This is a genomic window from Ruania suaedae (assembly GCF_021049265.1).
GTDB lineage: Bacteria > Actinomycetota > Actinomycetes > Actinomycetales > Beutenbergiaceae > Ruania > Ruania suaedae.
This window is the reverse complement of record NZ_CP088018.1, coordinates 34,055-56,947: the sequence shown is the minus strand read 5'-3', so window position 1 is coordinate 56,947 and position 22,893 is coordinate 34,055. Positions and strand designations below refer to the sequence as shown.

Genomic DNA, 22,893 nt, shown 5'->3' with positions numbered 1-22,893 from the left:
CGTGTCGCTCCGATCAGCGGAGGTTCTGCCGCCTGGCCCTCGAGTGGGATGATGGCGGGCGTGTCTGAGTCTCCTGCCCCCGCCGACGCCGTCCCCTCGCTCTCCCAGCAGCTCACCGACGCCGTGGGCGCGGCCATCACGGCCGCCTACCCGGAGCAGGCCGGCGCCGACCCGCTGATCCGCCCGAGCGACCACGCCGACCTGCAGGCCAACGCCGCGCTCGCGCTGGCGAAGAAGGTCGGGGCAAACCCGCGCGAGGTGGGGACCAGGGTGAGCGAGCAGATCCCGGCAGGCTCCGCCGTCGGGACGGTGGAGATCTCCGGGCCGGGCTTCCTCAACCTGACCCTCTCCGATGACGCGCTCTGGGCCCAGGTGGAGGCTCGACGCGCCTCCGATCGCCTCGGCGTGCCGGCCACGCAGGCCGGGGTGCGCACGGTGATCGACTACTCCGGGCCGAACATCGCCAAGGAGATGCACGTCGGGCACATCCGCTCCACGGTGATCGGCGACGCGCTGACCCGGGTGCTCGGCTTCCTCGGCTCGGAGGTCATCAAGCAGAACCACCTCGGTGACTGGGGCACGCAGTTCGGGATGCTCATCCAGTACATCACCGACCACCCCGAGCAGCCGTGGCGCCACAGCGAGCTGCCCGCCGCCGACGACGCCACCGCCTCCCCCGTCTCGGCCCTCGACATCCTCTACAAGGCGGCCCGGAAGACCTTCGACGCTGATCCGGAGTTCGCCGATCGCGCCCGCGCGCGCGTGGTCGCGCTGCAGGCCGGGGACGAGGAGACGCTGGCGGTCTGGCGCGAGATCGTGGCCGAGTCCCAGTTCTACTTCGACCAGGTCTACGCCCGGCTCGGGATCCTGCTGCGCGCCGAGGACTCCCGCGGTGAGTCCTCCTACAACGACCAGCTGGACGCGGTGGCGTCCGAGCTGGAGCAGGCGGGGATCGCCGTCACCTCCGACGGCGCCCTGGTCGTGCTCTCCGAGGACGTCACGGGCCCCGACGATCAGCCTGCCGCGCTGATGGTGCGCAAGCGCGACGGCGGCTACGGCTACGACACCACCGACCTGGCCACCCTGAAGTACCGGATCAGTGAGCTCGAGGCGGACCGGATCCTCTATCTGGTCGACGCCCGGCAGAGCCTGCACTTCCGGCTACTGTTCGAGGCCGGCCGCCGCGCCGGCTGGCTGACCGAGGGCGTGGACGCCCGGCACATCTCCTTCGGCTCGATCCTGGGCCCGGACGGCAAGCCGTTCAAGACCCGCTCGGGCGAGACGGTGCGGCTGATGGACCTGCTGGACATGGCCGTGGCGGCGGCCGCGACGGTGGTCCGCGAGGGTGCCGAGGCCAAGGGCAGCGAGCTCGACGAGGCGGCGCTGACCGAGATCGCCGAGCAGGCCGGCATCGGTGCCGTGAAGTACGCCGACCTGTCCGGGTCCCGCACCAAGGACTACGTCTTCGACCCGGAGCGGATGACCGCCTTCCACGGCAACACCGGGGTGTACCTGCAGTACGCGCACACCCGGATGGTCTCGATCCTGCGCCGCGCCAGCGCCCAGGGCCTCGAGATTCCCGACGGCGTCCCCTCCGCCCTCAGCGACCTCGCCCTGGAGCCGGCCGAGCGCGCCCTGGTGCTCGCGATCGACGGGCTGGGCGATGTGCTCGCCGCCGTGGCCGAGGACCTCGAGCCGCACCGGCTGACGACCTACCTGTACGAGTTGGCGCGGGCGTTCACGGACTTCTACGAGGCGTGCCCGGTGCTGCCGTCTTCAGGGTCGGTGCGCGAGCGCCGGCTGGCGCTGGTGGATCTGACCCGCCGCACCCTCGCCCAGGGCCTGGACCTGCTGGGGATCGCGGCACCGGAGCGGATGTGATCCGGTGAGCTCGTCCCAGCGAGCAGCACGTCGCGCCCTGCGCGACGAGGTCTACGACGCGCTGCTCGAACTGCTGGTCGCCGGCGAGTGGGAGCCGGGAACGCAGCTCGGCATCGACGCGCTCGCCTCCCGGCTGGACGTCTCCCCCACGCCGATCCGCGAGGCCCTGGTGCAGCTGGAGTCCACCGGTCTGGTGACCCGGAACGCGCTGCGCGGGTACAAGGTGGCGCCGCCCATGGACACCGGCGCGATCGCCGAACTCTTCGACGCACGGGTGCTGCTGGAGGTGGGCGCCCTGCGCCACACCCCCGACGGCGCCTGGCCCGAGCTGGCGCAGACGCTCGCGGACTCGCTGGCGGGCCAGCGCCGTCAGGCCGAGCTGGTGACGGGGCTCTCCGACGTCGCGGGCCTGCGCGCCTATCTCGCCGCGGACCGGGCGTTCCATGACGCGATCCTGGCCGCCACCGGCAACCGGTACCTGCAGCAGATGGCCGGGCACATCGGCATCCATGGTGAACGGCTGCGGCAGTTCGTCGAGCAGCGCCACAGCGACGCCGATCTCGCCCTCGCCGAGCACGCGGCAGTGCTGCATGCGATCGACGCGGGTGACCGGGAGGCGGCTGTGGCGGCCATGACGGCGCACCTGCACGGCGTGCGCGAGCGCACGTTGAGGGACGCTGCCGGTCTGTCCTGACCGCGTTAGGCTGGGGATCCGTGACCTCCTCGCTCGAGCAAGCCCCCGGGAGCCGGCTCGTGCTGCGCCGGCGTTCCCCGCGCCCTGGCTCGGCCGCCCGGTGGACGGCGCGGCAGTGGGCCGCGCTGTTCTGCGTGCTCTCCGGCTACGTGGTGGGGACCCTCACCACCTCGAGCACCGCGATCGCCCTACCCTCCATCTCCGCCGAGCTGCAGGCCGGGCCCGCCGCGATGCAGTGGTTCGTGACCGGCTATCTGCTGGCGACCACCTGCCTGGTGCTGATCGCGGGAGCGCTCGGTGACCGGTTCGGCCGGCGCCTGGTGCTGCGCGTGGCCGCCGCCGTCTACGCCGGCGGTATCGCCATCTCGGCGATCGCCCCCACGATCGTGCTGCTCAATGCCGCGCGGATCAGCGCCGGTGTCGGCTCGGCGGGCCTGATGGCCTGCGGGGCCGCCGTACTGACCACCTCCTTCACCGGCCCCGACCGGATCAAGGCCTTCGCCCTGTGCGGGGCCGCCGGCGGTATCGGGATGGCGATCGGTCCCTCGGCGGCGGGATGGATCGTGGACGCCGTCGGGTGGCGTGGCGCCTTCGGAGTGCTCGCCGGCGCGTCGCTGCTGATGGTGGCGAGCACGTTCTTCATCAAGGAGTCCAAGGCCGACAAGCCGCGCCCGTTCGACCTGCTCGGTGCGGGGATGCTGATCGTGGGCCTGAGCCTGCTGCTGCTGGGCATCTCGACCATGACCTCGGGCAGCACGGCGATCGGCGGCGGCGAGCTCGCCGGCGCGGCGGTGGTGCTGGCCCTGTTCATCGTCCGGGCGCTGCGCGTGGCCGCGCCCCTGCTGGAGCTGAGCCTCCTGCGTGACCGGATCGCCTCGGCGTGGCTCATCAGCGCCGTGGTGGCGGCGGCGGGCATGTCCGGGTTCACGGTCTACCTGCCCACCTACCTGCTGGTGGTGCACGGCCTGAACGCGGGCGCCGCCGGCACCTGGATGCTGGCGTTCACCATCCCGCTGTTCGTGGTGCCGATGATCGTCTCGCGCTGGGTGAACCGCGGTGGTTCCGCTCCGAAGATCGCCGCCGGTTGCCTCACCCTCGCGGCCGCGGCGTACCTCGCCTTCGGCCTGCTGGCCACCATCGGCGAGGTGTGGGTGGCCCTCATCCCGACGGCGGCCCTGGGCATCGCGATCGGTTCCCTGACGGCCCTCAGTGACGCCCAGCTGATGTCACGTATCGACCACGACCGCATCGGCATGGCCTCGGGCCTGCTGAACACGCTGCGGGCCGGGACGACGTCGATCGTGCTCGCCCTGTTCGGGGCGGGGCTGGTCGTCGCGATCGCCGCCCGCGTCGGCCCACGGACGGCGGACCGCCTTGCCACCGGCGACGTGGCCGCGATCAGCGAGTCGGTGGCGGTGGACGGGTTCGGCCACGGGTGGACGATGGTGCTGGCCGGCAACGGTGCGCTGATGCTCGCTGCAGCGATCGCGTTCGTGGGGCTGGTGCTGGCGGGTCGCCGGCGGGCTGGGCGTTCGACGCACGTGTGAGGAGGGGGCATGCGTTCGTCACTGGCCCACGAGGGCCGATGACTACGTCACCCGCGAACCCAGGGAGCGCATCGGACGGGAGAGCGTTACTGGACCTGGGCGAGTTGCTCCAGCTGGGAGAGGCGATTCTCGCCTACCGGTGTGAGCACGACGCTGGTGGCGCCGGCGTCGTGGCGTGCCGCGATCTTTGCCCGGATTCCTTCCGGCGTCCCGGCGAGGCTGAGAGCGTCGACCCAGGTGAGCGGGAGTTGGCGGGCGAACTCGTGGGGTGAGTCGCATCGGGCACGCAACGCCGCGAGGTCGTCTGCGAAGTCGAGGTCGACGAGGTGGGGGGCCCAGTCGGGCTCGCCGATGTAGGCCAGTCCAGGGCGGACCGCCTCGAGAGCCTGTCCGCTGTCGTTGCTGACTGCCGCCACGTCGTAGGTGATGAGCTGGTGTGGACCGGTGGCCGAGATGTGGCTGCGCGCCGCTCGAATGTAGGTCGGTGGAGCCGGCTCGGCCAGCAATGTGCCGTCAGCGATCCGACCGGAGAGCGCCAGCGACCGCGGTCCGCGAACTCCCAGGAGAACGGGAGGAACGACGTCGGGGAGCTCGGTGAACTCCTCATGCTCGAGCGTGACGTACCGGCCCTGCGGGACGGCCTCACCGCGGAGTACCGACCGGACCGCTGTGGCGGTTTCCTCGAGGAGCGTCAGCGGGCTCGCGGGCCACAGGCCAAGGCTGCGCATCCACGCCGGCATCCCGTGGCCGAGCCCGGCAATGATGCGACCGGGGAAGAGTTGCCCGAGCGTGGCGATCTCCATCGCCGCGAACGCTGCGTGACGCGCCGCGGCGGGTGCGATTCCGATGCCGACGGTGAGGCGCGACGTGGCCGCCAGCACCGCGGCCGCCTGTGCCACACCGCCGCGGAAGCCGAGGTCCTCGATGACCCACAGCTCGTGGAAACCGAGCGCGTCAGCCTGCCGCGCGAAGTGAAGGACCTCGTGGGGAGGCAGATCACGAGGGAGCATCACGCCGATGCGGCGGCCGGTAGGTGCCGATGGCACATCGGGGTCGGTGGAGAGGTGGTCCGTCGTGGTCACGTCGTCGTCCTTCGGTGGTCGTGGGGCGGGGCCTGCGGCGGTGGCGCCACCATCCAACCAGCGCCGATGACCGTCACCTAGCCGCCTCGAACCCGAGTGCTATCCTATATAATATGGAATCGCGAGCAACGACGCCCCTGCACAGCGACCTCACCGCCGAGACCTGGCCGATCGCCTGCAACATGCTGACCTTCGGCGCCACCACGCCGGACGGCACCCCCACGATCGAGGCTCCCGCCGTCACCTGGGCGGGCCAGCTGCGCCAGGTGCGCGAGCTCGGCTTCGACCACATCGACCCCACCGACGCCTGGCTGCCGCTGGCCAAACTCAGCCCGGAGCGCCTGACCGAGTTCCGCAGCGTGCTCGCCGACGAGGGCCTGGGCATCTCCTCCATCTCGATGACGCGCAACAGCGTGGTCGACCGCGCGAACGGCGAGCAGAACCTCGCCGACGCCCACCGCTTCCTCGACATCGCCCCCGAGTTCGGTGCCTCGATCGTCAACGTCGGGTTCATGCAGGGCCTCACGCCCCCGCAACAGCAGGCGCTGTGGTTCTGGCTCGAGCCCGGGCATGTGGACGATCCGGAGCTGCGCCCGCTCGCCATCGAGCGGATCCGCGAGCTCGGCAACCACGCCGCCGAGAACGGCATCCAGCTCAGCCTGGAGATGTACGAGGACACCTACGTCGGCACCCCGGAGGACGCGGTGCAGTTCGTCAAGGACGTCGGCCACGACGCCGTCGGCCTCAACCCCGACATCGGCAACCTCGTCCGCCTGCACCGCCCGCTCCCCAGCTCACCGGGCATGATCGACCTGTTCGAGACCGTGCTGCCGTACTGCAACTTCTGGCACATCAAGAACTACACCCGCGATGAGGACCCCACCACCGGCTCCTACTCCTCGGTCCCGGTGCCGCTGAAGTACGGCGTGATCAACTACCGTGCGGTGATCCGCCGCGCGATCGAGCTCGGCTACCGCGGGCCGTTCTGCACCGAGCACTACGGCAGCGACTCCATCGGGGTGTGCGCCGAGAACCGTGACTACATCCGTCAGGTGGTGGGCTCGGCCCTCGACCGCCCCGACCAGACCAGGACCCAGGAGCACGCATGAGCAGGACCATCGAGACCGTCGCCGTCGTCGGCGCCGGCTACATGGGCGGCGGAATCGCCCAGATCTTCGCCAATGCCGGCATCCGCACCACGATCGTCGACACCACCCCCGAGGCCACCCAGGCCGGACTGGAACGGCTGCTCACCGAGGCCGCCGCCTTCGAGGCGGACGGCCTCTACGAACCAGGCAGCACCGACCGGATCCGCGCCAACCTCACCGCCGCCGGCTCCCTCGAGGAGGCCGTGGCGGACGTGGACCTCATCGAGGAGGCCGTCTTCGAGCGCGCCGACGTCAAGCACGACGTCCTCGCCCGCATCAGCGCCGCCGCCCGCCCCGACGCGATCATCGGCACCAACACCTCCACCATCCCGGTGCACGTGCTCGTCCCTGCTGTGCAGCACCCCGAACGCTTCCTCACCGTGCACTTCTCCAACCCGGCCCCGTTCATTCCCGGTGTCGAGCTGGTCGCCGGCCAGGCCACGACGGCGGACGTCGTCGACGCCATCAAGGCACTCCTGGTGCGCATCGGCCGCGAGGGTGCCCAGGTCGCCGACACCCCCGGGATGGTGCTCAACCGCCTGCAGTACGCCCTGCTGAAGGAGGCCACCGCCGTCGTCGAGGAGGGTGTGGCCACCGTCGAGGACGTCGACACGATCGTGCGCACCACGTTCGGCTACCGGCTGGGCTTCTTCGGCCCGTTCGCCATCGCGGACCAGGCCGGCCTGGACGTGTACGCCAATGGCTACAGCACGCTCGAGGAGGCCTACGGCGAGCGGCTCGGGACGCCTTCGTTGCTCTCCGACGCCGTGGCGGCCGGACGGCACGGGGCGAAGAACGGCAAGGGACTCACCGGCGACTTCGACGAGGACACGAAGGCCGAACTGATCGCCTACCGCAACCGCGCGTACAAGCGCATGGGCGACCTCCTCAGCGACCTCGGCCCGGCACCCCAGGGCACGCCGCCGGCGTAGTCGACGGGGCAGGGCCGGCACACGGCCACCCCGTAGGCTGCCACCAGGAGGTGGGCGATGCGGATCGGGGAGCTGGCCGAGCTCGCGGGTGTCACCTCGCGCACCGTGCGGCACTATCACCAGATCGGGCTGCTGCCGGAGCCGGAGCGTCGATTCAACGGCTACCGCGAGTACTCGGTGCTGGACGCGACGCGCCTGCTGCGGATCCGTCATCTGGTGGGACTCGGGCTCGGCCTGGACCGCATCCGCGGGCTCCTCGATCCGCCCGGCACCGGGATCGAGGACGAGCTCGCCGGCCTGGAGGAGGCGCTGCGCGAGCAGATCACCACGCTCACCCGCCAGCTCGACATCGTCAGCGCAGCCCGGAAGTCGGCGCTACCCGAGGCGCCCGCCAGCTACGGGCCCTTGGACGAACTGGCGCGGAGCATGCTCACCAACACAGTGGCGAGGCGGCTCGAAGCCGATCTCACCCTGTTGATGAGCGCCGGCGATCCGGACACCCACGCACAGGTGCGGGCGTATGCCGAGGCCATGGTCGCCGATCCCCGGATGCGCGGCCGGCTTTCTACGGCGATGAGCGCCTTGCTCGCGGTCACCGACTCCACCCCCAAGGCCGAGCGGGACCGGATAGCGGAGGAGCTGCGGACCATTCTCGCGACCGCACCGATGCCTGAACTGCAGCACACCCGGGTCACCACCCTCGTCGAGCAATACCGCGCGCAGGCATTCACCGAGGCGCAGCTCGACGTGCTCACGCGGCTCGACCAGCAGGCTTGACCTTGTCGTAGCGTCACAGTTTAGACATAGCGCATGCGCTACTCCCTCACCTACTTCGCCTCCTACGTCTTTTCCCTGCTCGGCAACTCGATCGCCGCGATCGCGCTGCCGCTCGTGGTGCTCCAGAGCACCGGCAGCGTGCTGGGCGCCGGCACCGTGGCAGCCGCCACCGCGATCCCGGCGTTCCTGGCGGGCATCTTCATGGGCGTGGTGATCGACCGGATCAACCGCCGCACCTCCTCCGTGGTCACCGACATGCTCTCGGCTGCCGCCGTGGCTGCACTGCCGTTCATCGACCTGTTCACCGATCTGAGCGTCGGGTTGTTCGTGCTGTTCGGGGTGCTCGGCTCCCTCGGCGACATCCCCGGGCAGACGGCGCGCGAGGCGTTGCTGCCGGCCATCGTGGCCAGGAGCGGGCTCTCCAAGGAGCGGCTTCTCGGGATCCGCGAGTCGATCGGCGCCGGCGTACTCGTGGTGGGCCCGGCGATCGCGGGCACCCTGGTCGCACTGCTCGAGGGCTCGAGCGTGCTGTGGGTGACGGCCGGCACCTCCCTGGTCGCGGCGCTCATCACGTTCACCATCCCGCGCCGCCTCGGCGCCATCACCGCCGCCACCGACGCGTCCGACGCGTCCGCTCCACGGAGCGCCGTCCATCAGTTCCGCGAGGGATGGTCCACGCTGGTGCGCAGCCGGATCCTGCTCCTGCTCACCGCCATCAGCCTGGTCAGCGGCGTGGTGCTGGCGAGCTTCCAGGGTCTGGTGCTCCCCGTGCACTTCACGGTGGTGGACGAGACAGCGTTGCTCGGGTTCGTCCTCAGCGCGCTCGCGGTCGGGCTGCTGATCGGCAGTGGCATCTACGCAGTGCTCGCCAAGCCGGGCGGCGCCCGCGCGGCGTGGCTGCGGACCGGGATGATCGGCGCGACGGCCGGGTTCCTCGTCATCGCGACGCTGCACTCCACGCCGCTGATCCTGATCGGCGCCTTCGTGGTGGGGCTGGGCAGCGGACTGTTCGGTGGACTGCTCGGCGTGCTCTCGCTCGAACACATCCCCGACACCCTCCGTGGGCGCGTCATGGGCACCCAGAACGCGCTGCTCAGCCTCGCACCAGGAATCGGCATCATGGGAGCCGCGGCGCTGACCGAGGCGTGGAGCCTGCAGGGCGCGGCCGTGGTGATCGCGGCACTCTGGGCGGTCCTGACCGTGGTGGCACTCCTGGCCGCACGGCCGCGTGATCTGCGACCGGTGGTGGCGCAGGCTCCCGTCGACCACCCGAGTCAGCCCGGTGCGGATCGGCAGGCGGCGCGGTAGGCCAACATGGCATAGGGGACGTCGAGGGTGGCGCCGGTGGCCGTCAGGTTGCCCGCCACGGCGGTGAGCATCGCCTGGTCCGGGTCGCGACGGCGGTACCCGGGGAGGCAGTGCTGGCCACCGTTCCCGAGGTTGCAGGAATGACGCTCCTCCCAGGGTGCGCGGCCGGCGATCGCCGGTGCGACCGGCGCTGTCGGACACCTGACGTCACCTCAGACCGACGAAGGGCTACGCAACTCGTGCGCAGTCTCGATCAGGAGCCGTTGCTGCGCGGCATAGTGCCGCTGCAACCTCTCCCCGAGCGTCACAAGTTCCGCATCCTCTCGGTCAGTGCGGTCGATCACCCGAGCGGCGGCGATGAGTTGCCGTGCCGCGACCATCGCTCGAGGGAGGTGGAGGCTCTCTGGCTGGATCGTCCGTCCTGAGCCCTCGCGATATCCGTCGAGGAAGCTCGCGAGCAGACCGGCTCGACCGGCCGGGCCGTCGAACAGATCACGAGTCGCTGCGGCGATATCCATCACGAGCGGCATGGGACCGGATTCGTCGAAGTCGAAGCAGCTGAAGCGCCCGCCGTGCCATCGGAGGTTGTCGAGTTCGAAATCGCCATGGCCCACGACGAACGGGCCATCATCGGTCCGTCCTTGAAGGACATCCAGGCTCCTTGCCGCCTCCGCCACCTCGGCGTCAGGATGGCGTTTCAGGCCTGCGAACGCTCTCATCGTGTGCCTCCTGGCCGGACCCGCCGTCCGGTGGAGGTCCGCGAGCGCGCGACCCCAGCATGCGGCCGTCGTGGTGTCCAGATCGTCAACGTCGAGTTCGGTGCCCTCGACCCTGAGCACCATCACGGCCACCATGTCGCCGACGGACGTGTGCACGTGCTCGACGATATCGCCGCGCCGAGACCGGACCAGCGTCGCCACCGCGGCTTCACGGGCCGCCAGGCGCTCGTGCACGGCAGTTCCGGCAGCGAGCCGGTCGCCCGCTGCAGTCGCCCGAGGCGCGAAGCGCGCGTACATCACACCGCGGGTATCCGCCCCCGGCGGAACGACGAACACATGCGTCGCGGAGGACCGCCACCATCGCAGCGAACCGGAGGCGAGCCCCCAGCGTTCCCCCACGGAGTCGGCGACGTCGGAGCACCACCTGTCATCGACCGTCACCTTCACTGCGGCGATCTCGCTCAGAGCCAACATCACGCCAGTATCGGGCTTCCGCACAGGCCGCACCATGACAATTCGGGGCCGAGCATCGTTGGTCAGGAGACGAACCCGCCTCCCTCGCAGTGCCGTGGACTCGCCAGGGTGCCGCGCCTCAGCGCCAGCCGACGAGCCCGGCCCCGGCACCCGCGACCTCTCCGGGCCTCAGTGCATGTACAACCCACCGTCCACATTCAACGTCTGCCCGGTGATGTACCCGGACTCCGCACTCATCAGAAAGGCCACCGCGGCGGCGATGTCCTCCACTGTGCCCACCCGGTTGACCACCAGCTCCTCCACCAGGGCCGCCTTGCGCTCGTCCGAGAGCGCCCCACCCATGATGTCGGTGTCGATCGGCCCAGGGGCGATGGCGTTGGCCGTGATCGCGTGCGGGCCGAGCTCGCGCGCCAGCGAGCGCGTCAGGCCGATCACGCCGGCCTTGGCCACCGAGTACGGGGTCTTGGAGTAGGTGCCGCCGCCGCGCTGCGCCGAGACCGAGGAGATCGAGACGATCCGGCCCGTCCCGGCCGCCACCATCAGGGGGGCGACGGCCGCCGTCAGATAATGCACGCCGAACAGGTTGGTACGCAGCACGCGCTCCCACTCGCCGTCCTCGAGCTCGAGATAGGGCACCGGGGAGCTGACTCCGGCGATGTTGGCCAGGGCCAGCACCGGGGGAAGGCCGGCGGTCACCTCGGCGACCGCCGCCTCCACCCCAGCCCGGTCGGACACGTCGACACCGGCACTGACCGCCCTGCCGCCCGCGGCCGAGATCTCCCCGGCCAGCGCGCCCACCGCCTCGCCGTCGATGTCGAGCAGGCCGATCGCCCAGCCGTCGCGGGCCAGGCGGTGCGCGACCGCCCGGCCGATCCCGCGAGGCGAACCCGCCCCGGTCACGATCGCGGTACGTTCACCAGGAAACGTGTCCATGCTTGTCGTCCTTCTCTCGCTCGAAGCGTCAGTAGGTGTAGTCGGTGCCGCGTTCCCAGTCCGAGAACTCCCAGTCCTCGCGGGAGACCTCGAAGCCCTCGGCGGCTGCGGACTCGATCGCCGAATCGAGGTCGGCGTTGAACGCGTCACTGAGCGAGACCAGCTCGCCCTGGAGATCGCTGATGTCCCCGCCCAGGTAGCCCTGGATGATGTCGCCCAGATGCGGTGCGATCGGCGTGGTCCGGGCGAGCGCCTCCGAGGCGGCGACGTTGCGCACCTGCGCCTGCGGTGCGCGGAAGACCCGCTCCTTGAAGTCCGCGATGAGCCAGGCGTAGGGATCGATCACGTCGGCCTGGCTCACCACGTCCAGGTTCAGCGGTGGCTGGTCCATGGCCTCCGCGAGCGCCTGCTGGTAGTCGTCGCGGGTGAAGGTCTCCACCAGCTGGCTGGCGGCCTCGGGGTTCGCGCTGGAACCCGCGACGAACCACGTGGGCGCCGGCGCACCGCGGGTGATGATCAGCTCCTCCCCGCCCGGAGTCAGCATCCCGGCCACCGCCATCCGTGGCAGGTGCTCGGCGTTCAGGGACCGCACCCCGCCCGGGGACCACGGCCCGTCGATGAAGAACCCGATCTGCCCCGCCGCCCAGCGGCCGCGCGCGTCCGGAATCTGGAAGGAGTTCGTGCCCGGCAACAACCAGCCGTTGTCGGAGATCTCCTTCAGCAGCTCGATCGCGTTGATGTACGTCTCGTGCTGGTACTCGTACATCCCGGTGTCATAGCGAAGGCCTTGCCAGCCGGGGAATCCGCCGCCCTGGGCGAGCCCGTCGACCTGGTCGCGGATTCGACCAGCGGCACCGAGGGCGAGCGTCATCGGCGTGTACTCGCCGTGGTCGGCGATCGCCTGCAGGGCCGCCCGCATCTCGTCATAGCTCTGCGGTGGCTCGAAGCCCACCTCCTCGGCGATCTCGGAGTTGTACCAGGTGCAGGCCCAGTACTGACGATCGGAGAGCGCGGGAAGCCCGTAGATCTCACCGTCGATCATCGTGATGCCCTCGATGAAGGTCCCCTCCGGCAACCGTGCCATCGCCTCGTCCGAGAGTGTGATCGGACTGAGCCAACCCGCCTCCACCAACGCCGGCAGGGGCAGCCCCAGCACGTTGGAGAACACGTCCGGCAGCGAATCGGTCTGGTTAGCCACCTGCAGGGCCTCGGTGGTCTGGCTGGGCTCGTTGTAGGAGTACTCGATCGGGACGCCGATCGCCTCACCTTCGGTGGTGGCCCACTCGGTGTGGAGATCCTGCAGGCCGCCGAAGTGGTCCCACCAGCTCAGGCCCTCGCCGGTGCCACCTCCCCCACCGCCGCCGCCACCGGCGGGTTCGGGCGGCGGGCTCTCCCCGCCGCATGCGGCGATCAGGCCTGCCATACCGGTGAGTCCGGCACCGCCCATCAGTTGACGGCGGCTGAATGCGTTGCGAGTCATGAGAATCTCCTCGTCGAGATCGAAAGGGTCGGGTGGGAGTCGCAGGGGGTCGAAGGTGCTGGGCGTGTCGGTCAGGACTTCACCGCCCCGGCGATGCCTTCGACGAAGTAGCGCTGCATGAACACGAACAGCGCCACGATGGGCAGCAGCGAGATCACGCCCGCCGCCGCCATTCCGGGCCAGTCGGTGGAGTTCTCCCCGACGAAGGCCTGCATGCCGACGCTCACGGTGCGCAGCGCCGGGTTGGAGAAGGAGAAGACCAGCGGCAGGAAGAACGCGTTCCAGGTGAACAGGAAGGTCAGGATGCCGACGGTCGCCGTCACCGGCATCGACAGCGGAAGCATGATCTGGGTGAACGTGCGCACGAAGCCCGCGCCGTCCACGATCGAGGCCTCCTCGAGCTCGGCGGGCATACCGCGGAAATAGCCTGCGTAGATGAGGATGGAGGCCACATTCGCCGCGCCGGCCAGCGCCAGGATCATCCCGGCGAGACTGTCGAGCAGGCCGAGTTCCATGGAGAGCTTGACTACCGGGATGATGGTGTAGCCGGTCGGCACGAACAGGGTCGCCACCAGGATCGCGATCACGAGCCGCGAACCCGGGAACCGGTACCGGCCCAGCACGTACCCGGCGAGCGCGCACCGCACCACCACGATCACCGTGGTGGCCACGGTCACGATCACCGTGTTGAGGAGATACACGTTGAACCGGCCGTCGATCCAGGCCCGGGAGTAGTTCTCCCACTGCAACGCCTCCGGGATCAGCCCCAGGCCGCCGCCGAAGATCTCCCCGGAGGTCTTCAACGACGCCGAGACCATCCAGATGAAGGGGAAGACCCACACGAACGCCAGCGCGAGCAGCAAGGCGGTGAGCACCCACCACCAGAACCGCCGTCCCACGCGGCGCGTGGTCCTGCGCGCCGTCGGGGCCTTCCGCTCCTTCGCGATGACACTCATGCTCGACTCCTCATCCGTCGGGAGACCACGGTCGCCCACACCTGCAGGATGACGACCAGCAGGACGATCACCCCGAACAGCACGGCTGCCGCGGAGGCGAACCCGAGCTGTGGGATGGAGGCCGCGAAGGCCCACCGGTAGATGTAGATCTCGATGATCTCGGTGCTGAAGAACGGCCCTCCCGCGGTCATCGTCTGCATCAGGTCGAACGCATGGAAGCAGTCCTCGATCGTGAGCACCGTGATGATCAGCAGGAACGGGATCAGCATCGGCAGCGTGATGTAGCGGAACAGCCGCACCGGACCGGCACCGTCGATCCGCGCGGCCTCGTACAGGTCCGCCGGGATGGTCTGCAGCGCGGCCAGCCAGTAGATCAGCGTGATGCCGAAGAACTTCCACACGTAGACCACGCCGGCGGTGATGAGGGCGGTCTCGGAGGAGCCGAGCAGGTCGATCGGGCCCAGTCCGAAGATCTGGGCGAGCGCCGCCGTCGGACCACTGGCCGGGTCGAAGATGAACCGCATCACCACACCGACGATCGCCGTCGTGGTGACCACCGGCAGGAAGTAGGCGGTGCGGAAGAACGAGCGCAGCGGCAGTTTCGGGGAGTTCAGCAGGATCGCCAGGGCGAACGCACCGAACACCCGCAGCGGGGCCACGATCAGCATGAACAGCAACGTCACCCGCACCGAGGACCAGAACAGCGGATCGGCGAAGACCCGCCGGTAGTTCTCCACCCCGACGAACGTCTGCTGGCTGGAGAAACCGTTCCATTCCACCAGCGAGTACCAGTAGCTGGCCACCATCGGATAGAGGGTGTAGAGCCCGTAGAGGATGAAGGTGGGCAGCAGGAACGCGTAGATCCAGAGGTTGCGTCGGCGCTCGCGCGAGCGCTGGCCCGGTCGCTTCGCTGTCTTTCTGGCTGCCGAGCCGGACCGGGTGGCCGTCTCGGCGATCAGTGTGGGACTCGCCATCGAGTTCTCCGAACTGGTCGGTGGGTCAGCGGATCTGGGACTTGTCGAAGGTGTACGGGTCGTTGCCGATGCGTTGACCGGAGTCGAGCCCGTCGAGCACAGCCAGGTCTGCCTCGCTCAGCGCCACATCGTCGAGATCGGCGTTCGAACGCATCCGCTCCGGCGAGACCGTCTTGGGGATCACGACGTGCCCACGGTCCAGGTGCCAACGCAGGATCACCTGTGCAGGGCTCACGTCCAGCCGGCCGGCCAGCTCCGTGATCGCCGGGTGCTCGAGGTCGCCGGCCTGCCCGAGCGGGGAGTAGGCCTGCACCGCGATCCCACGCTCACGGCAGTGATCGGCGAGCTCGCGCTGCTGGTAGGTGGGGTGCAACTCGATCTGGTTGACGGCGGGGGTCACCTCCGACAATTGCGCCAGCTCCTCCAGATGCTCGGGCATGAAGTTCGAGACCCCGACGGCGGCCACCTCGCCCTGGTCCGCCAGGCGCGCCAGGGCACGCCAGGTGTCCTGCCACAGCCCCGCGGCCGGGTTCGGCCAGTGGATCAGGTAGAGGTCGAGGCGCTCCAGCCCCAGCCGGGTGCAGGTGTCGGCGTAGGCCCGCAGGGCGGACTCGTAGCCCTGATCGCCGTTGCGGAGCTTGGAGGTGACGAACACCTCCTCGCGCGGGATGCCGGAGGCATGGATGGCGGCGCCGACGCCCTCCTCGTTGACGTACGCCGCAGCGGTGTCGATGTGCCGGTAGCCGATCTCCAGCGCCCGCTCGACCACCTGCTGGGTCCCGCCCGACTCGACCTGGAAGACCCCCAGCCCGAGCTGCGGGATCGACGTGCCACCGGCCAGCGGGACCCGCCGGGAGAACGTCTCGTTCATCGGCCCGCCCCCTCGGGTTCGAGCACCAGCAGCGAGGCCGAGGGCAGCGGCAGGGTGAGGCTGGTGCGGTAGGCGCCCTCCGCCGTCGTGATCCGGGTGGAAGGGCTGAGCTCTTCCAGGCCCTGCCGGGCCTTGATCGCGGCAAGCTGGTCGGCGGTGGGAACCTGCGGGCTGCCCTGCTCGGTCCAGCGGGTGTGCGAGTTGGAGCGGTCGGCGTCGATACGGAAGTGACGCACCGTGTAGGAACCCTCGAGACCGGTGACGGCGAGGCTCACCTCGGTCTCGGCGGTGTCGGTGCGGTACTGGTCGTCGGTGTGGCGCCACACGAGGACCGCGACGGTGCCGTTCTCGCTACGCGAGGCCAGCACGTCCACCTCCTCGGGCATGCTCGCGCCGGTCTGGTGGTCGATCTGCGCGACATCGACGGCGGCGTTCGACGAGGCGGTCAGGCGACGCTCGCCGAGATGGCTGAGCATCCGGTAGGCGTTCAGGAGAGGCTTCTCCACCCCACCGGCGGTGAGAAAGGCGCGCGTGCCCTCGAAGTAGCGTTCACCCTCGAAGTAGAAGCTCCAGGAGGTGGCCTGTTCCACCTGGACCGGCTCCAGGGCGTTGAGGTCGAGCAGCTTCTTCATCAGCTTCACCTGGAAGACCGGGAAGTACTCGGTGTTCTGGAAGGCGAAGTTGCCGTTGTCGTAGGCCGAGAAGTGTGCCGGGACGCCCGCGTCGCACTCGTCCACGATCGCGGGCAGGTGGTGGTACTCGGGGAACTCCGCGATCACCCGCAGCAGACGCTGGACCTCGAAGATCATCTTGTTGGCCGACGGGTTCTGCTGCTCGGTGGCGGGCGCCCCGGTCGGGCCGTAGGCGCGCCAGGGTGTGAAGGCCGAGCCCTTGGTGTGGAAGGAGACGAAGTCCAGCGGGTCGCCGGCGTCTCGGGTGTGCTGGAGGAAGCCGCGCATGAACTCCACGCCGGCGCCGGTGACGGTGGGGCCACCGACCTTCGCCTCGGGGAGCACGGAGCGGACCGCGCGGGCCGTGACGGAGTAGAGGTCGTAGAACTCCTGGGGCGTGCCCCGCCAGTAGAAGATGTCCGGCTCGTTCCACAGTTCCCAGAGCCAGGTGTCGACCTCCTCGGCCCCGTAACGCTCCAGGCAGTGCTGAGCGTGGGCAGCCACGAGTGCACCCCAGCGCTCGTAGTCGCGCGGGGGGTAGGCCCATTGGCCGGCCTCGTACGCGCTGTAGACCGTCGGGCTCGGCGTCACGGTGAGCTCGGCCGCCTGCTCGGGCAGCAGGTCGCGCGGGGTGAAGGCGATCTCGACCAGCACGTGGTGGCCGGCCTCGACGATCGCGTCATAGGCCTGGTCGACGATGGTGAAGTCGTACGTCACGGAACCGTCGTTGCTCTCGTGATACACGTTGCCGTTGCCCCAGTGGGGGATACCGAAACCGCTGCCGGAGCAGAACACGTAGTGCGGGCGGACATGGAAGCCGCGGGTGGTCATCTCGCCGAAGGTGTTCAGCAGCGTGCGCCCGGTCGGGGTGTAGGTCCAGTTGATCTCGTCATAGCCGATGCTCTCCCACATGCGGGCGAGCGGCCCGGCGTCCGAGGCGGCATCGACCTCCACCTCCGCGGCATGCACATGGGGGGCGCTGGCGTCGCTCGGCGCGGCCTTCGGATAGGGCGAGACGTCGGTGCCGATGCCCGGGTTGTGATCCGGGCGGGGACCGATGGCCTCGGGGCGAGCGGTCTGGTCGGTTCGGGTGCTCACGTGGGGAATGCCTCTCCTGCGTCGGCGCCGTGCCCTCATGGAGGACCGTCGTCCTCGGTGACGACATACTCCGACGGTAGACCTGGCAATTGCAGATTGTCAACGCTATATTTTCTGCAGAGACGGGTATCGGGCGGGCATCGCCGGGAGCCGCCATCATGTGAGGATCGGACGACTGCCCGGCACGGCGAGAAGGGACGAGCGATGACGCTGGGAACGATCGGGCCACGCACCTCGCTCAGCGAGCAGGTGGTGCGGGTGCTGCGCGAGAAGATGGCCAACGGCGAGCTGCCGCCCGGGTCCCGGCTGCGCGAGGCCGAGATCGCCGAGTCCCTCGACGTCAGCCGCGGCCCCGTGCGCGAGGCGCTCGCACTCCTCGAGGCGGAGGGGCAGGTCGAGATCCGGCGCCACCGCGGCGCCTTCGTCTCCGTGCTCACCCAGCGTGACGTCGAAGAGGTCCACACCCTGCGCACCGCGATCGAGGCCCTCGCCGGCGAACGAGCGGCCACCCGGCTCACCCAGGCCCACCTCGCCGAGCTCGATCGGGTGCTGGAGCGGATGAAGGACACCTCCGGCTCCGTGCAGCCGGAGGAGGCGGTGGCCCTGGACCTGGCCTTCCACGACGTGGTCTACGACGCCTCCGATCACGCGCGCCTGCAGCGCGTGTGGACCTCCATCCGCAGCCAGGTCGGGTTCTTCCTCATCACCCGCAACATCAACTTCCCGGACTTCCCCACCGTCGGCTACCCCGAGCACAAGGCCCTGCGGGACATCCTCGCCTCGGGCGAGACGGGAGCGGCGCGCGAGGCCGTCGCCGACCACATGCGCGGCGCCTACTCCCGGCTGCGGCAGCTGGAGCTGCCTGAGGCCTGAGGCCTGAGGCCTGAGGCACACGCTCACAGCTCCCGGAAAAAGAAATCTCGATCCGGACCAATCCGTCCTCGCAGCGGCTCCGAACCAGAAGTGCCAGGATCCCGACTGCGAGGGAGGCACCCTCATGCGTCTGCCGCATCCCCCGTCCGTAGGGACGGCTGCCTCGGGAGAGCGTCGATCTGCTCGGAGGGCGGTGATTGCCAGCGCGCAGCGTCCGGACGCTCGGAGCGCGCACCACGACCGCACGAACTGATGCACACAAGCTGTGCCCGGCTCCGGCCCCCGTCCCTCGGGCACGACGGCAATGTAGCCACCGGAGCATACGAACCACAGAGGAGATGCACGATGCGGAAGAAGACGCTACTGGCAGTACCGGCCCTGGCTCTCGGAGCGATGGCCATGGCTGCAGGACCGGCCCTCGCCGACACCAGCGAGCCGTGGTCGGGCCAGACCTCGCTCGACGAGCTCAACGGCAGCGGCACCAGCGGTGACGCCATGATCGAGCTCGACGGCAACGAGGCGACGGTCACGATCAACATCTCGGGCGCGGCCGCCGAGTTCATGGACGGACCGTTCCCGCACGCTCAGCACATCCACGTCGGCGGCGAGGGCGTCTGCCCGGACGCAAGCGCGGACACCGACGGTGACGGCGCGGTCAGCACGCCGGAGGGCATTCCGTCCTACGGCGAGGTCAGCACCTCGCTGACCACCGAGGGTGACACCAGCGCCGACTCGGCACTCGCCGTGGAGCGCTACCCCGGCGGTGCTGAGTACACCTACGAGCGCACCTTCGAGATCAATGACGACAGCGCGGCGGCCCTGGCCGACGGGACTGCCGTCGTGGTCATCCACGGTGTCGACCCGACCCTCCTGAGCGAGGAGGCCGCTGAGAAGATGAGCCCGCTGAACGAGGAGCTGCCGCTGGCTGCCACCCTCCCCGCCGCCTGCGGCACGGTCAGCGTCTCGCAGATGGGTGCGATGCCCGACGGTGGCGCCGACACCGGTTCGCCGGTGCAGCCCGCCGACAACACCGGCGTGATCGTCGGTGCCAGCGCCGGTGCTCTGGCCCTCGTGGCCGGTGGCGCCTGGATGCTGCGTCGTCGCTCGGACAACGTCTGATCGGGTGAGCACTCACCGATGACGCGTCTCATCAGCGGTCGCCGCGCAGGCCTCACGGTCTGCGCGGCGGCCGCCGCGCTCGCCCTCACCGCCTGCGGCGGACCCGACGACGGCGCCGCCGCGCCCGCTCCCACCGAGCCCGCTCAGGTGGAGGAGGTCCCCTCCCAGGCCACCCCGACGGCGGAGCCCACCCCCACGTCCACGCCCACCGAAGAGGCCTCGCCGACTCCCACCGAGGAGCCCGAGCCGCCCTCGCTGCCCGCCTCCGCGCCGACTGTGGTGTCGGTGCCCGCGATCGGCGTCGAGGACGAGCTGATGGAGCTCGGGCTGCAGGAGAACGGGCTGATCGAGGTCCCCCCGTACAACCTCGGGTCCCCACCCGGGTGGTACGTGCACTCCCCCACGCCGGGTGAAATCGGCCCCTCGGTCATCCTCGGTCATCGCAACGGCATCGAGGGCGGCCCGGGGATCTTCGCCGACCTGCCGCAGGTCGAAGTCGGGGACAGCATCGAGGTCACCCGCGAGGACGGCTCGGTGGCCACGTTCACGATCTACCGCACCGAGCTCTTCGACAAGAGCCGCGAGGGTTTCCCCACGCTCGAGGTCTACGGCAACACCGACGAGGCCGAGATCCGGCTGATCACCTGCGACGGCCTCAACTCCGACACCGGCGTGCTGGAGGACAACTTCATCGCCTACGGCGCACTGGACGGCTGAGATCGGCCCGGCTCACCGAAGGAAGAGCGCCCGCAATCTCCTGGTGGTCAGCCACAGGCCGGCCGCCGTCATGGCCAGGAAGTACCCGACGTGCACCAACGTAGCCGTGGTGAGGTAGCCCACCGAGAGCTGGCGCATCAGCTCCACGCCGTGCCACAGCGGCAGGGCCATCACGAACCACTGCACCACCTCGGGGTAGACCGTGATCGGGTACAACGTGGCCGAGAACAGGAACATCGGCAGCATCACGAAGTTCAGCAGATCCATCTGCTGGAACCGGGTGAGAAAGCTGGTCACGCCCATGCCCAGCGCGGCGAAACCGAAGGCGATCAGCACCGCCACCGGCACCATCGCCAGTGCCCACCACGAGGTGACCAGGCCCATGATCGCCAGCACGCCGAGGAACCCGAGCGCGTACAGGAACCCGCGGAACAGCGCCATCAGGATCTCCCCGAGCGCCACGTTCCAGGGCGAGAGAGAGGTCTGCAGCATCGCCTCGTAGAGCTTGGCGAAGCGGAGCTTGAAGAACACGTTCCAGGTGGAGTCGTAGAAGGCGCCGTTCATCGCCGAGGTGGCGAGCAGGGCCGGGGCGATGAAGGCCGCGTAGGTGACCTCCCGGCCACCAGGACCGGAGACCTCCCCCACCAGCATCCCCATCCCGACGCCCATCGCGAGCAGGTAGAAGACGGGCTCGAAGAAGCCCGACACCAGGATCATCCAGTTCTGGTTCCGGATCACGGTGAAGCCGCGCTCGAGCACGGCGAGCACCCCGCCGCGTCCACCCGTGCGGCCTGGGCTCACCGACGCGAGGTCACGTTCGCTCATGAGGTCAGCCTCCGGGTGTAGACGCGACGTGCCAGCAGGGCGCCGGCCACGGTCGCGGCCGCCAGCACGAGCAGGTGCACCGCGATCAGCCACCCCTCCACCGCGGCACCGTAGGAGGCCGCGCGGGCGAGCTGGGTACCGTGCCAGACCGGGGAGAGCCACCCGATCCACTGCAGGTAGACCGGCATCACCGACAGCGGGAAGAACGTGCCGGAGAACAGGAACATCGGCATCACGATGAAGCGCTGCACGAAGGAGAACTGGAATCCCTCGCCCTCCAGGCTCGCCGCATAGGCCTGCAGGGGTGCGCCGAAGGCGGTCGCCGCGAGGATCGCGATCGGCACCATCAGCACCGACCAGCCCGGCTGTGTCGCTCCGAACATCAGGGCGATGATGTAGAAGATGGTGGTCTGGATCGCGAACCGGATGATCACCGCGAGCAGGTGCCCGGTGGCCAGCTGCCCCGGCCGCAGCCCGGTGGCAGCGGGGCCGTAGTAGGTTCGCATCCACTTGAATCCGGCCATGATCGGGAAGGTCATCTCGCCGGACATCGACATCACCGCCGTGGACACGAGCAGCGCCGGCACCACGAAAGTCAGATAGTCGACGCCGTCCACCCGGCCGACGCCACCGGAGACGAGCGAGCCGAGGCCCAGGCCCATCGCCACGATGTAGAGCAGCGGCAGCCCGACGGCGTTGAGCAGGCCCGGCACGATGAAGGCGCGCATGGTGCGCAGCACCGTCTCGGCGTAGTACCAGACACCGAAGCGATGGGCCCGAGCGGCCATCTCGGCGTGGCCCGGAGCCCTGCCCGAGTAGGCGAGCGACGTGGTGTCGAGGTCGTCGGAGTGGTGCCCGACGGTCTGCTCAGTCAATGAGGGACCTTCCCGTGAGCCGGAGGAAGACGTCCTCCAGCGAGGAGCGGCGCACCAGTGACGTCACCGGCTCCAGACCACGGCGAGCGACCTCCTCGAGGGCTGCTTCGCCGTCGTCGGAGTAGATCAGCACCCGGTCCGGGAGCACCTCCAGGCGGCTGCCCACCTGCTCGAGGGTGCTGACGACCTCGGCGTTGCGGGCGGACCCGAAGCGGAGCTCGACCACCTCGCGCGTGGAGTAGGTGCGGATGAGCTCGCGCGGGCTACCCTCGGCCATGATCCGGCCACGGTCGACGACGATCAGCCGGTCGCACAGCTGCTCGGCCTCGTCCATGAAGTGGGTGGTGACCACGAGCGTGGTACCGGCCTCCTTCAGCCGGAACAGCCGGTCCCAGAGCACGTGCCGGGCCTGCGGGTCCAGGCCCGTGGTGGGTTCGTCCAGCAGCAGGATCTTGGGCTCGTTCACCAGGCCCCGGGCGATCGTCAGGCGTCGCTTCATCCCGCCGGAGAGCGACTGCACCTTCTCCTTGGCCTTGGCCTCGAGCTGGGCGAACGCGAGCAGCTCGTCGACCTTGGGGTTGAGGAAGGCGCGACTGAGACCGAAGTACCGGCCGTACATCACCAGGTTCTCCCGCACCCGCAGCTCCTCGTCGAGGTTGTCCTGCTGCGGGATCACCCCGAGGTGGGCACGCACGGTCGGGCCCTGGGGCCCGGGGTCCATGCCGAGTACCGTCAGGTCCCCGCCGGTGCGATCGAGGGTGCCGCCGATCATCCGCATGGTGGTGGACTTGCCGGCACCGTTGGGGCCGAGCAGGCCGAAGCTCTCCCCGGGGCGCACCTCGAAGTCGATACCGTCGACGGCGGCGAAGTCACCGTAGGTCTTGCGCAGGCCACGGGCGCTGATCACTGGCTCGAAATCCGGCTCGGTCACGAGCGCCA

Annotated in this window: 21 protein-coding genes; 10 read left to right on the top strand and 11 right to left on the bottom strand. The window is 69.6% G+C overall.

Features of this window, described 5'->3' with window-relative positions:
- Positions 1-60 precede the first annotated feature (60 nt).
- The 3 genes from argS to LQF12_RS00255 are packed head-to-tail and all read left to right on the top strand — an operon-like array spanning position 61 to position 4,122.
- Positions 61-1,881, top strand: coding sequence for an arginine--tRNA ligase (gene argS, locus LQF12_RS00265; RefSeq protein WP_231054012.1), 1,821 nt, complete (start codon positions 61-63; stop codon positions 1,879-1,881).
- Positions 1,882-1,885: 4 nt separating this feature from the next.
- Positions 1,886-2,575 (top strand): GntR family transcriptional regulator, encoded by a 690-nt coding sequence (locus LQF12_RS00260; RefSeq protein ID WP_231054011.1) that lies wholly within the window; start codon positions 1,886-1,888, stop codon positions 2,573-2,575.
- 20 nt (positions 2,576-2,595) lie between these two features.
- Positions 2,596-4,122: an MFS transporter gene (locus LQF12_RS00255; protein WP_231054010.1), complete on the top strand. Its 1,527-nt coding sequence runs from the start codon at positions 2,596-2,598 to the stop codon at positions 4,120-4,122.
- 86 nt (positions 4,123-4,208) lie between these two features.
- Here the strand turns inward: LQF12_RS00255 and LQF12_RS00250 are convergent, their stop codons facing one another.
- Positions 4,209-5,204 carry an LLM class flavin-dependent oxidoreductase gene (locus LQF12_RS00250; RefSeq protein ID WP_231054009.1) on the bottom strand — a complete coding sequence of 332 codons (996 nt, stop codon included), beginning with the start codon at positions 5,202-5,204 and terminating at the stop codon, positions 4,209-4,211.
- Positions 5,205-5,317: 113 nt separating this feature from the next.
- Here LQF12_RS00250 and LQF12_RS00245 point away from each other — a divergent pair, with 113 nt between their 5' ends.
- The 4 genes from LQF12_RS00245 to LQF12_RS00230 are packed head-to-tail and all read left to right on the top strand — an operon-like array spanning position 5,318 to position 9,369.
- Positions 5,318-6,313, top strand: a complete 996-nt coding sequence (locus tag LQF12_RS00245) for a sugar phosphate isomerase/epimerase family protein (protein ID WP_231054008.1) — start codon at positions 5,318-5,320, stop codon at positions 6,311-6,313.
- On the top strand, positions 6,310-7,284 hold the full coding sequence (locus LQF12_RS00240; protein ID WP_231054007.1) for a 3-hydroxyacyl-CoA dehydrogenase family protein: 975 nt from the start codon (positions 6,310-6,312) through the stop codon (positions 7,282-7,284). Before LQF12_RS00245 ends, LQF12_RS00240 begins: the two co-directional genes overlap by 4 nt.
- Positions 7,285-7,341: 57 nt before the next feature.
- Positions 7,342-8,061, top strand: coding sequence for a MerR family transcriptional regulator (locus LQF12_RS00235; RefSeq protein WP_231054006.1), 720 nt, complete (start codon positions 7,342-7,344; stop codon positions 8,059-8,061).
- A gap of 33 nt (positions 8,062-8,094) precedes the next feature.
- Positions 8,095-9,369, top strand: a complete 1,275-nt coding sequence (locus tag LQF12_RS00230) for an MFS transporter (RefSeq protein WP_231054005.1) — start codon at positions 8,095-8,097, stop codon at positions 9,367-9,369.
- A gap of 212 nt (positions 9,370-9,581) precedes the next feature.
- On the opposite strand, the gene LQF12_RS00225 is transcribed toward LQF12_RS00230, so the two are convergent.
- From LQF12_RS00225 to LQF12_RS00195, 7 genes are all read right to left on the bottom strand, one after another.
- The gene (locus LQF12_RS00225) at positions 9,582-10,562 is read right to left on the bottom strand and encodes a phosphotransferase enzyme family protein (protein ID WP_231054004.1); all 981 of its coding nucleotides are present in this window, start codon (positions 10,560-10,562) and stop codon (positions 9,582-9,584) included.
- 168 nt (positions 10,563-10,730) lie between these two features.
- Complete coding sequence (locus tag LQF12_RS00220) at positions 10,731-11,495, bottom strand: SDR family NAD(P)-dependent oxidoreductase (RefSeq protein WP_231054003.1); 765 nt, start codon at positions 11,493-11,495, stop codon at positions 10,731-10,733.
- A 28-nt stretch (positions 11,496-11,523) separates the two neighbouring features.
- Positions 11,524-12,975 (bottom strand): ABC transporter substrate-binding protein, encoded by a 1,452-nt coding sequence (locus LQF12_RS00215; RefSeq protein ID WP_231054002.1) that lies wholly within the window; start codon positions 12,973-12,975, stop codon positions 11,524-11,526.
- Between the two features lie 71 nt (positions 12,976-13,046).
- Positions 13,047-13,931, bottom strand: coding sequence for a carbohydrate ABC transporter permease (locus tag LQF12_RS00210; protein WP_231054001.1), 885 nt, complete (start codon positions 13,929-13,931; stop codon positions 13,047-13,049).
- Positions 13,928-14,905, bottom strand: coding sequence for a carbohydrate ABC transporter permease (locus LQF12_RS00205; protein WP_231054000.1), 978 nt, complete (start codon positions 14,903-14,905; stop codon positions 13,928-13,930). Before LQF12_RS00205 ends, LQF12_RS00210 begins: the two co-directional genes overlap by 4 nt.
- Positions 14,906-14,930: 25 nt before the next feature.
- Positions 14,931-15,776, bottom strand: coding sequence for an aldo/keto reductase (locus LQF12_RS00200; protein ID WP_231053999.1), 846 nt, complete (start codon positions 15,774-15,776; stop codon positions 14,931-14,933).
- Entirely contained in the window at positions 15,773-17,545 is a 1,773-nt protein-coding gene (locus LQF12_RS00195) for a GH39 family glycosyl hydrolase (RefSeq protein ID WP_231053998.1), read from the bottom strand. Before LQF12_RS00195 ends, LQF12_RS00200 begins: the two co-directional genes overlap by 4 nt.
- A 204-nt stretch (positions 17,546-17,749) precedes the next feature.
- Here LQF12_RS00195 and LQF12_RS00190 point away from each other — a divergent pair, with 204 nt between their 5' ends.
- The 3 genes from LQF12_RS00190 to LQF12_RS00180 all read left to right on the top strand — a co-directional run bounded on the left by LQF12_RS00190 (position 17,750) and on the right by LQF12_RS00180 (position 20,254).
- The gene (locus LQF12_RS00190) at positions 17,750-18,418 is read left to right on the top strand and encodes a GntR family transcriptional regulator (RefSeq protein ID WP_231053997.1); all 669 of its coding nucleotides are present in this window, start codon (positions 17,750-17,752) and stop codon (positions 18,416-18,418) included.
- Positions 18,419-18,763: 345 nt separating this feature from the next.
- Complete coding sequence (locus LQF12_RS00185) at positions 18,764-19,537, top strand: hypothetical protein (protein WP_231053996.1); 774 nt, start codon at positions 18,764-18,766, stop codon at positions 19,535-19,537.
- A gap of 18 nt (positions 19,538-19,555) precedes the next feature.
- Positions 19,556-20,254 carry a sortase domain-containing protein gene (locus LQF12_RS00180; RefSeq protein WP_231053995.1) on the top strand — a complete coding sequence of 233 codons (699 nt, stop codon included), beginning with the start codon at positions 19,556-19,558 and terminating at the stop codon, positions 20,252-20,254.
- Between the two features lie 12 nt (positions 20,255-20,266).
- Here the strand turns inward: LQF12_RS00180 and LQF12_RS00175 are convergent, their stop codons facing one another.
- From LQF12_RS00175 to LQF12_RS00165, 3 genes are read right to left on the bottom strand one after another with little or no spacing between them, the layout of a single operon-like run.
- Positions 20,267-21,079, bottom strand: coding sequence for an ABC transporter permease (locus LQF12_RS00175; RefSeq protein ID WP_231053994.1), 813 nt, complete (start codon positions 21,077-21,079; stop codon positions 20,267-20,269).
- Positions 21,076-21,954 carry an ABC transporter permease gene (locus LQF12_RS00170; protein ID WP_231053993.1) on the bottom strand — a complete coding sequence of 293 codons (879 nt, stop codon included), beginning with the start codon at positions 21,952-21,954 and terminating at the stop codon, positions 21,076-21,078. Before LQF12_RS00170 ends, LQF12_RS00175 begins: the two co-directional genes overlap by 4 nt.
- Entirely contained in the window at positions 21,947-22,885 is a 939-nt protein-coding gene (locus LQF12_RS00165) for an ABC transporter ATP-binding protein (protein WP_231053992.1), read from the bottom strand. Before LQF12_RS00165 ends, LQF12_RS00170 begins: the two co-directional genes overlap by 8 nt.
- Positions 22,886-22,893 lie beyond the last annotated feature (8 nt).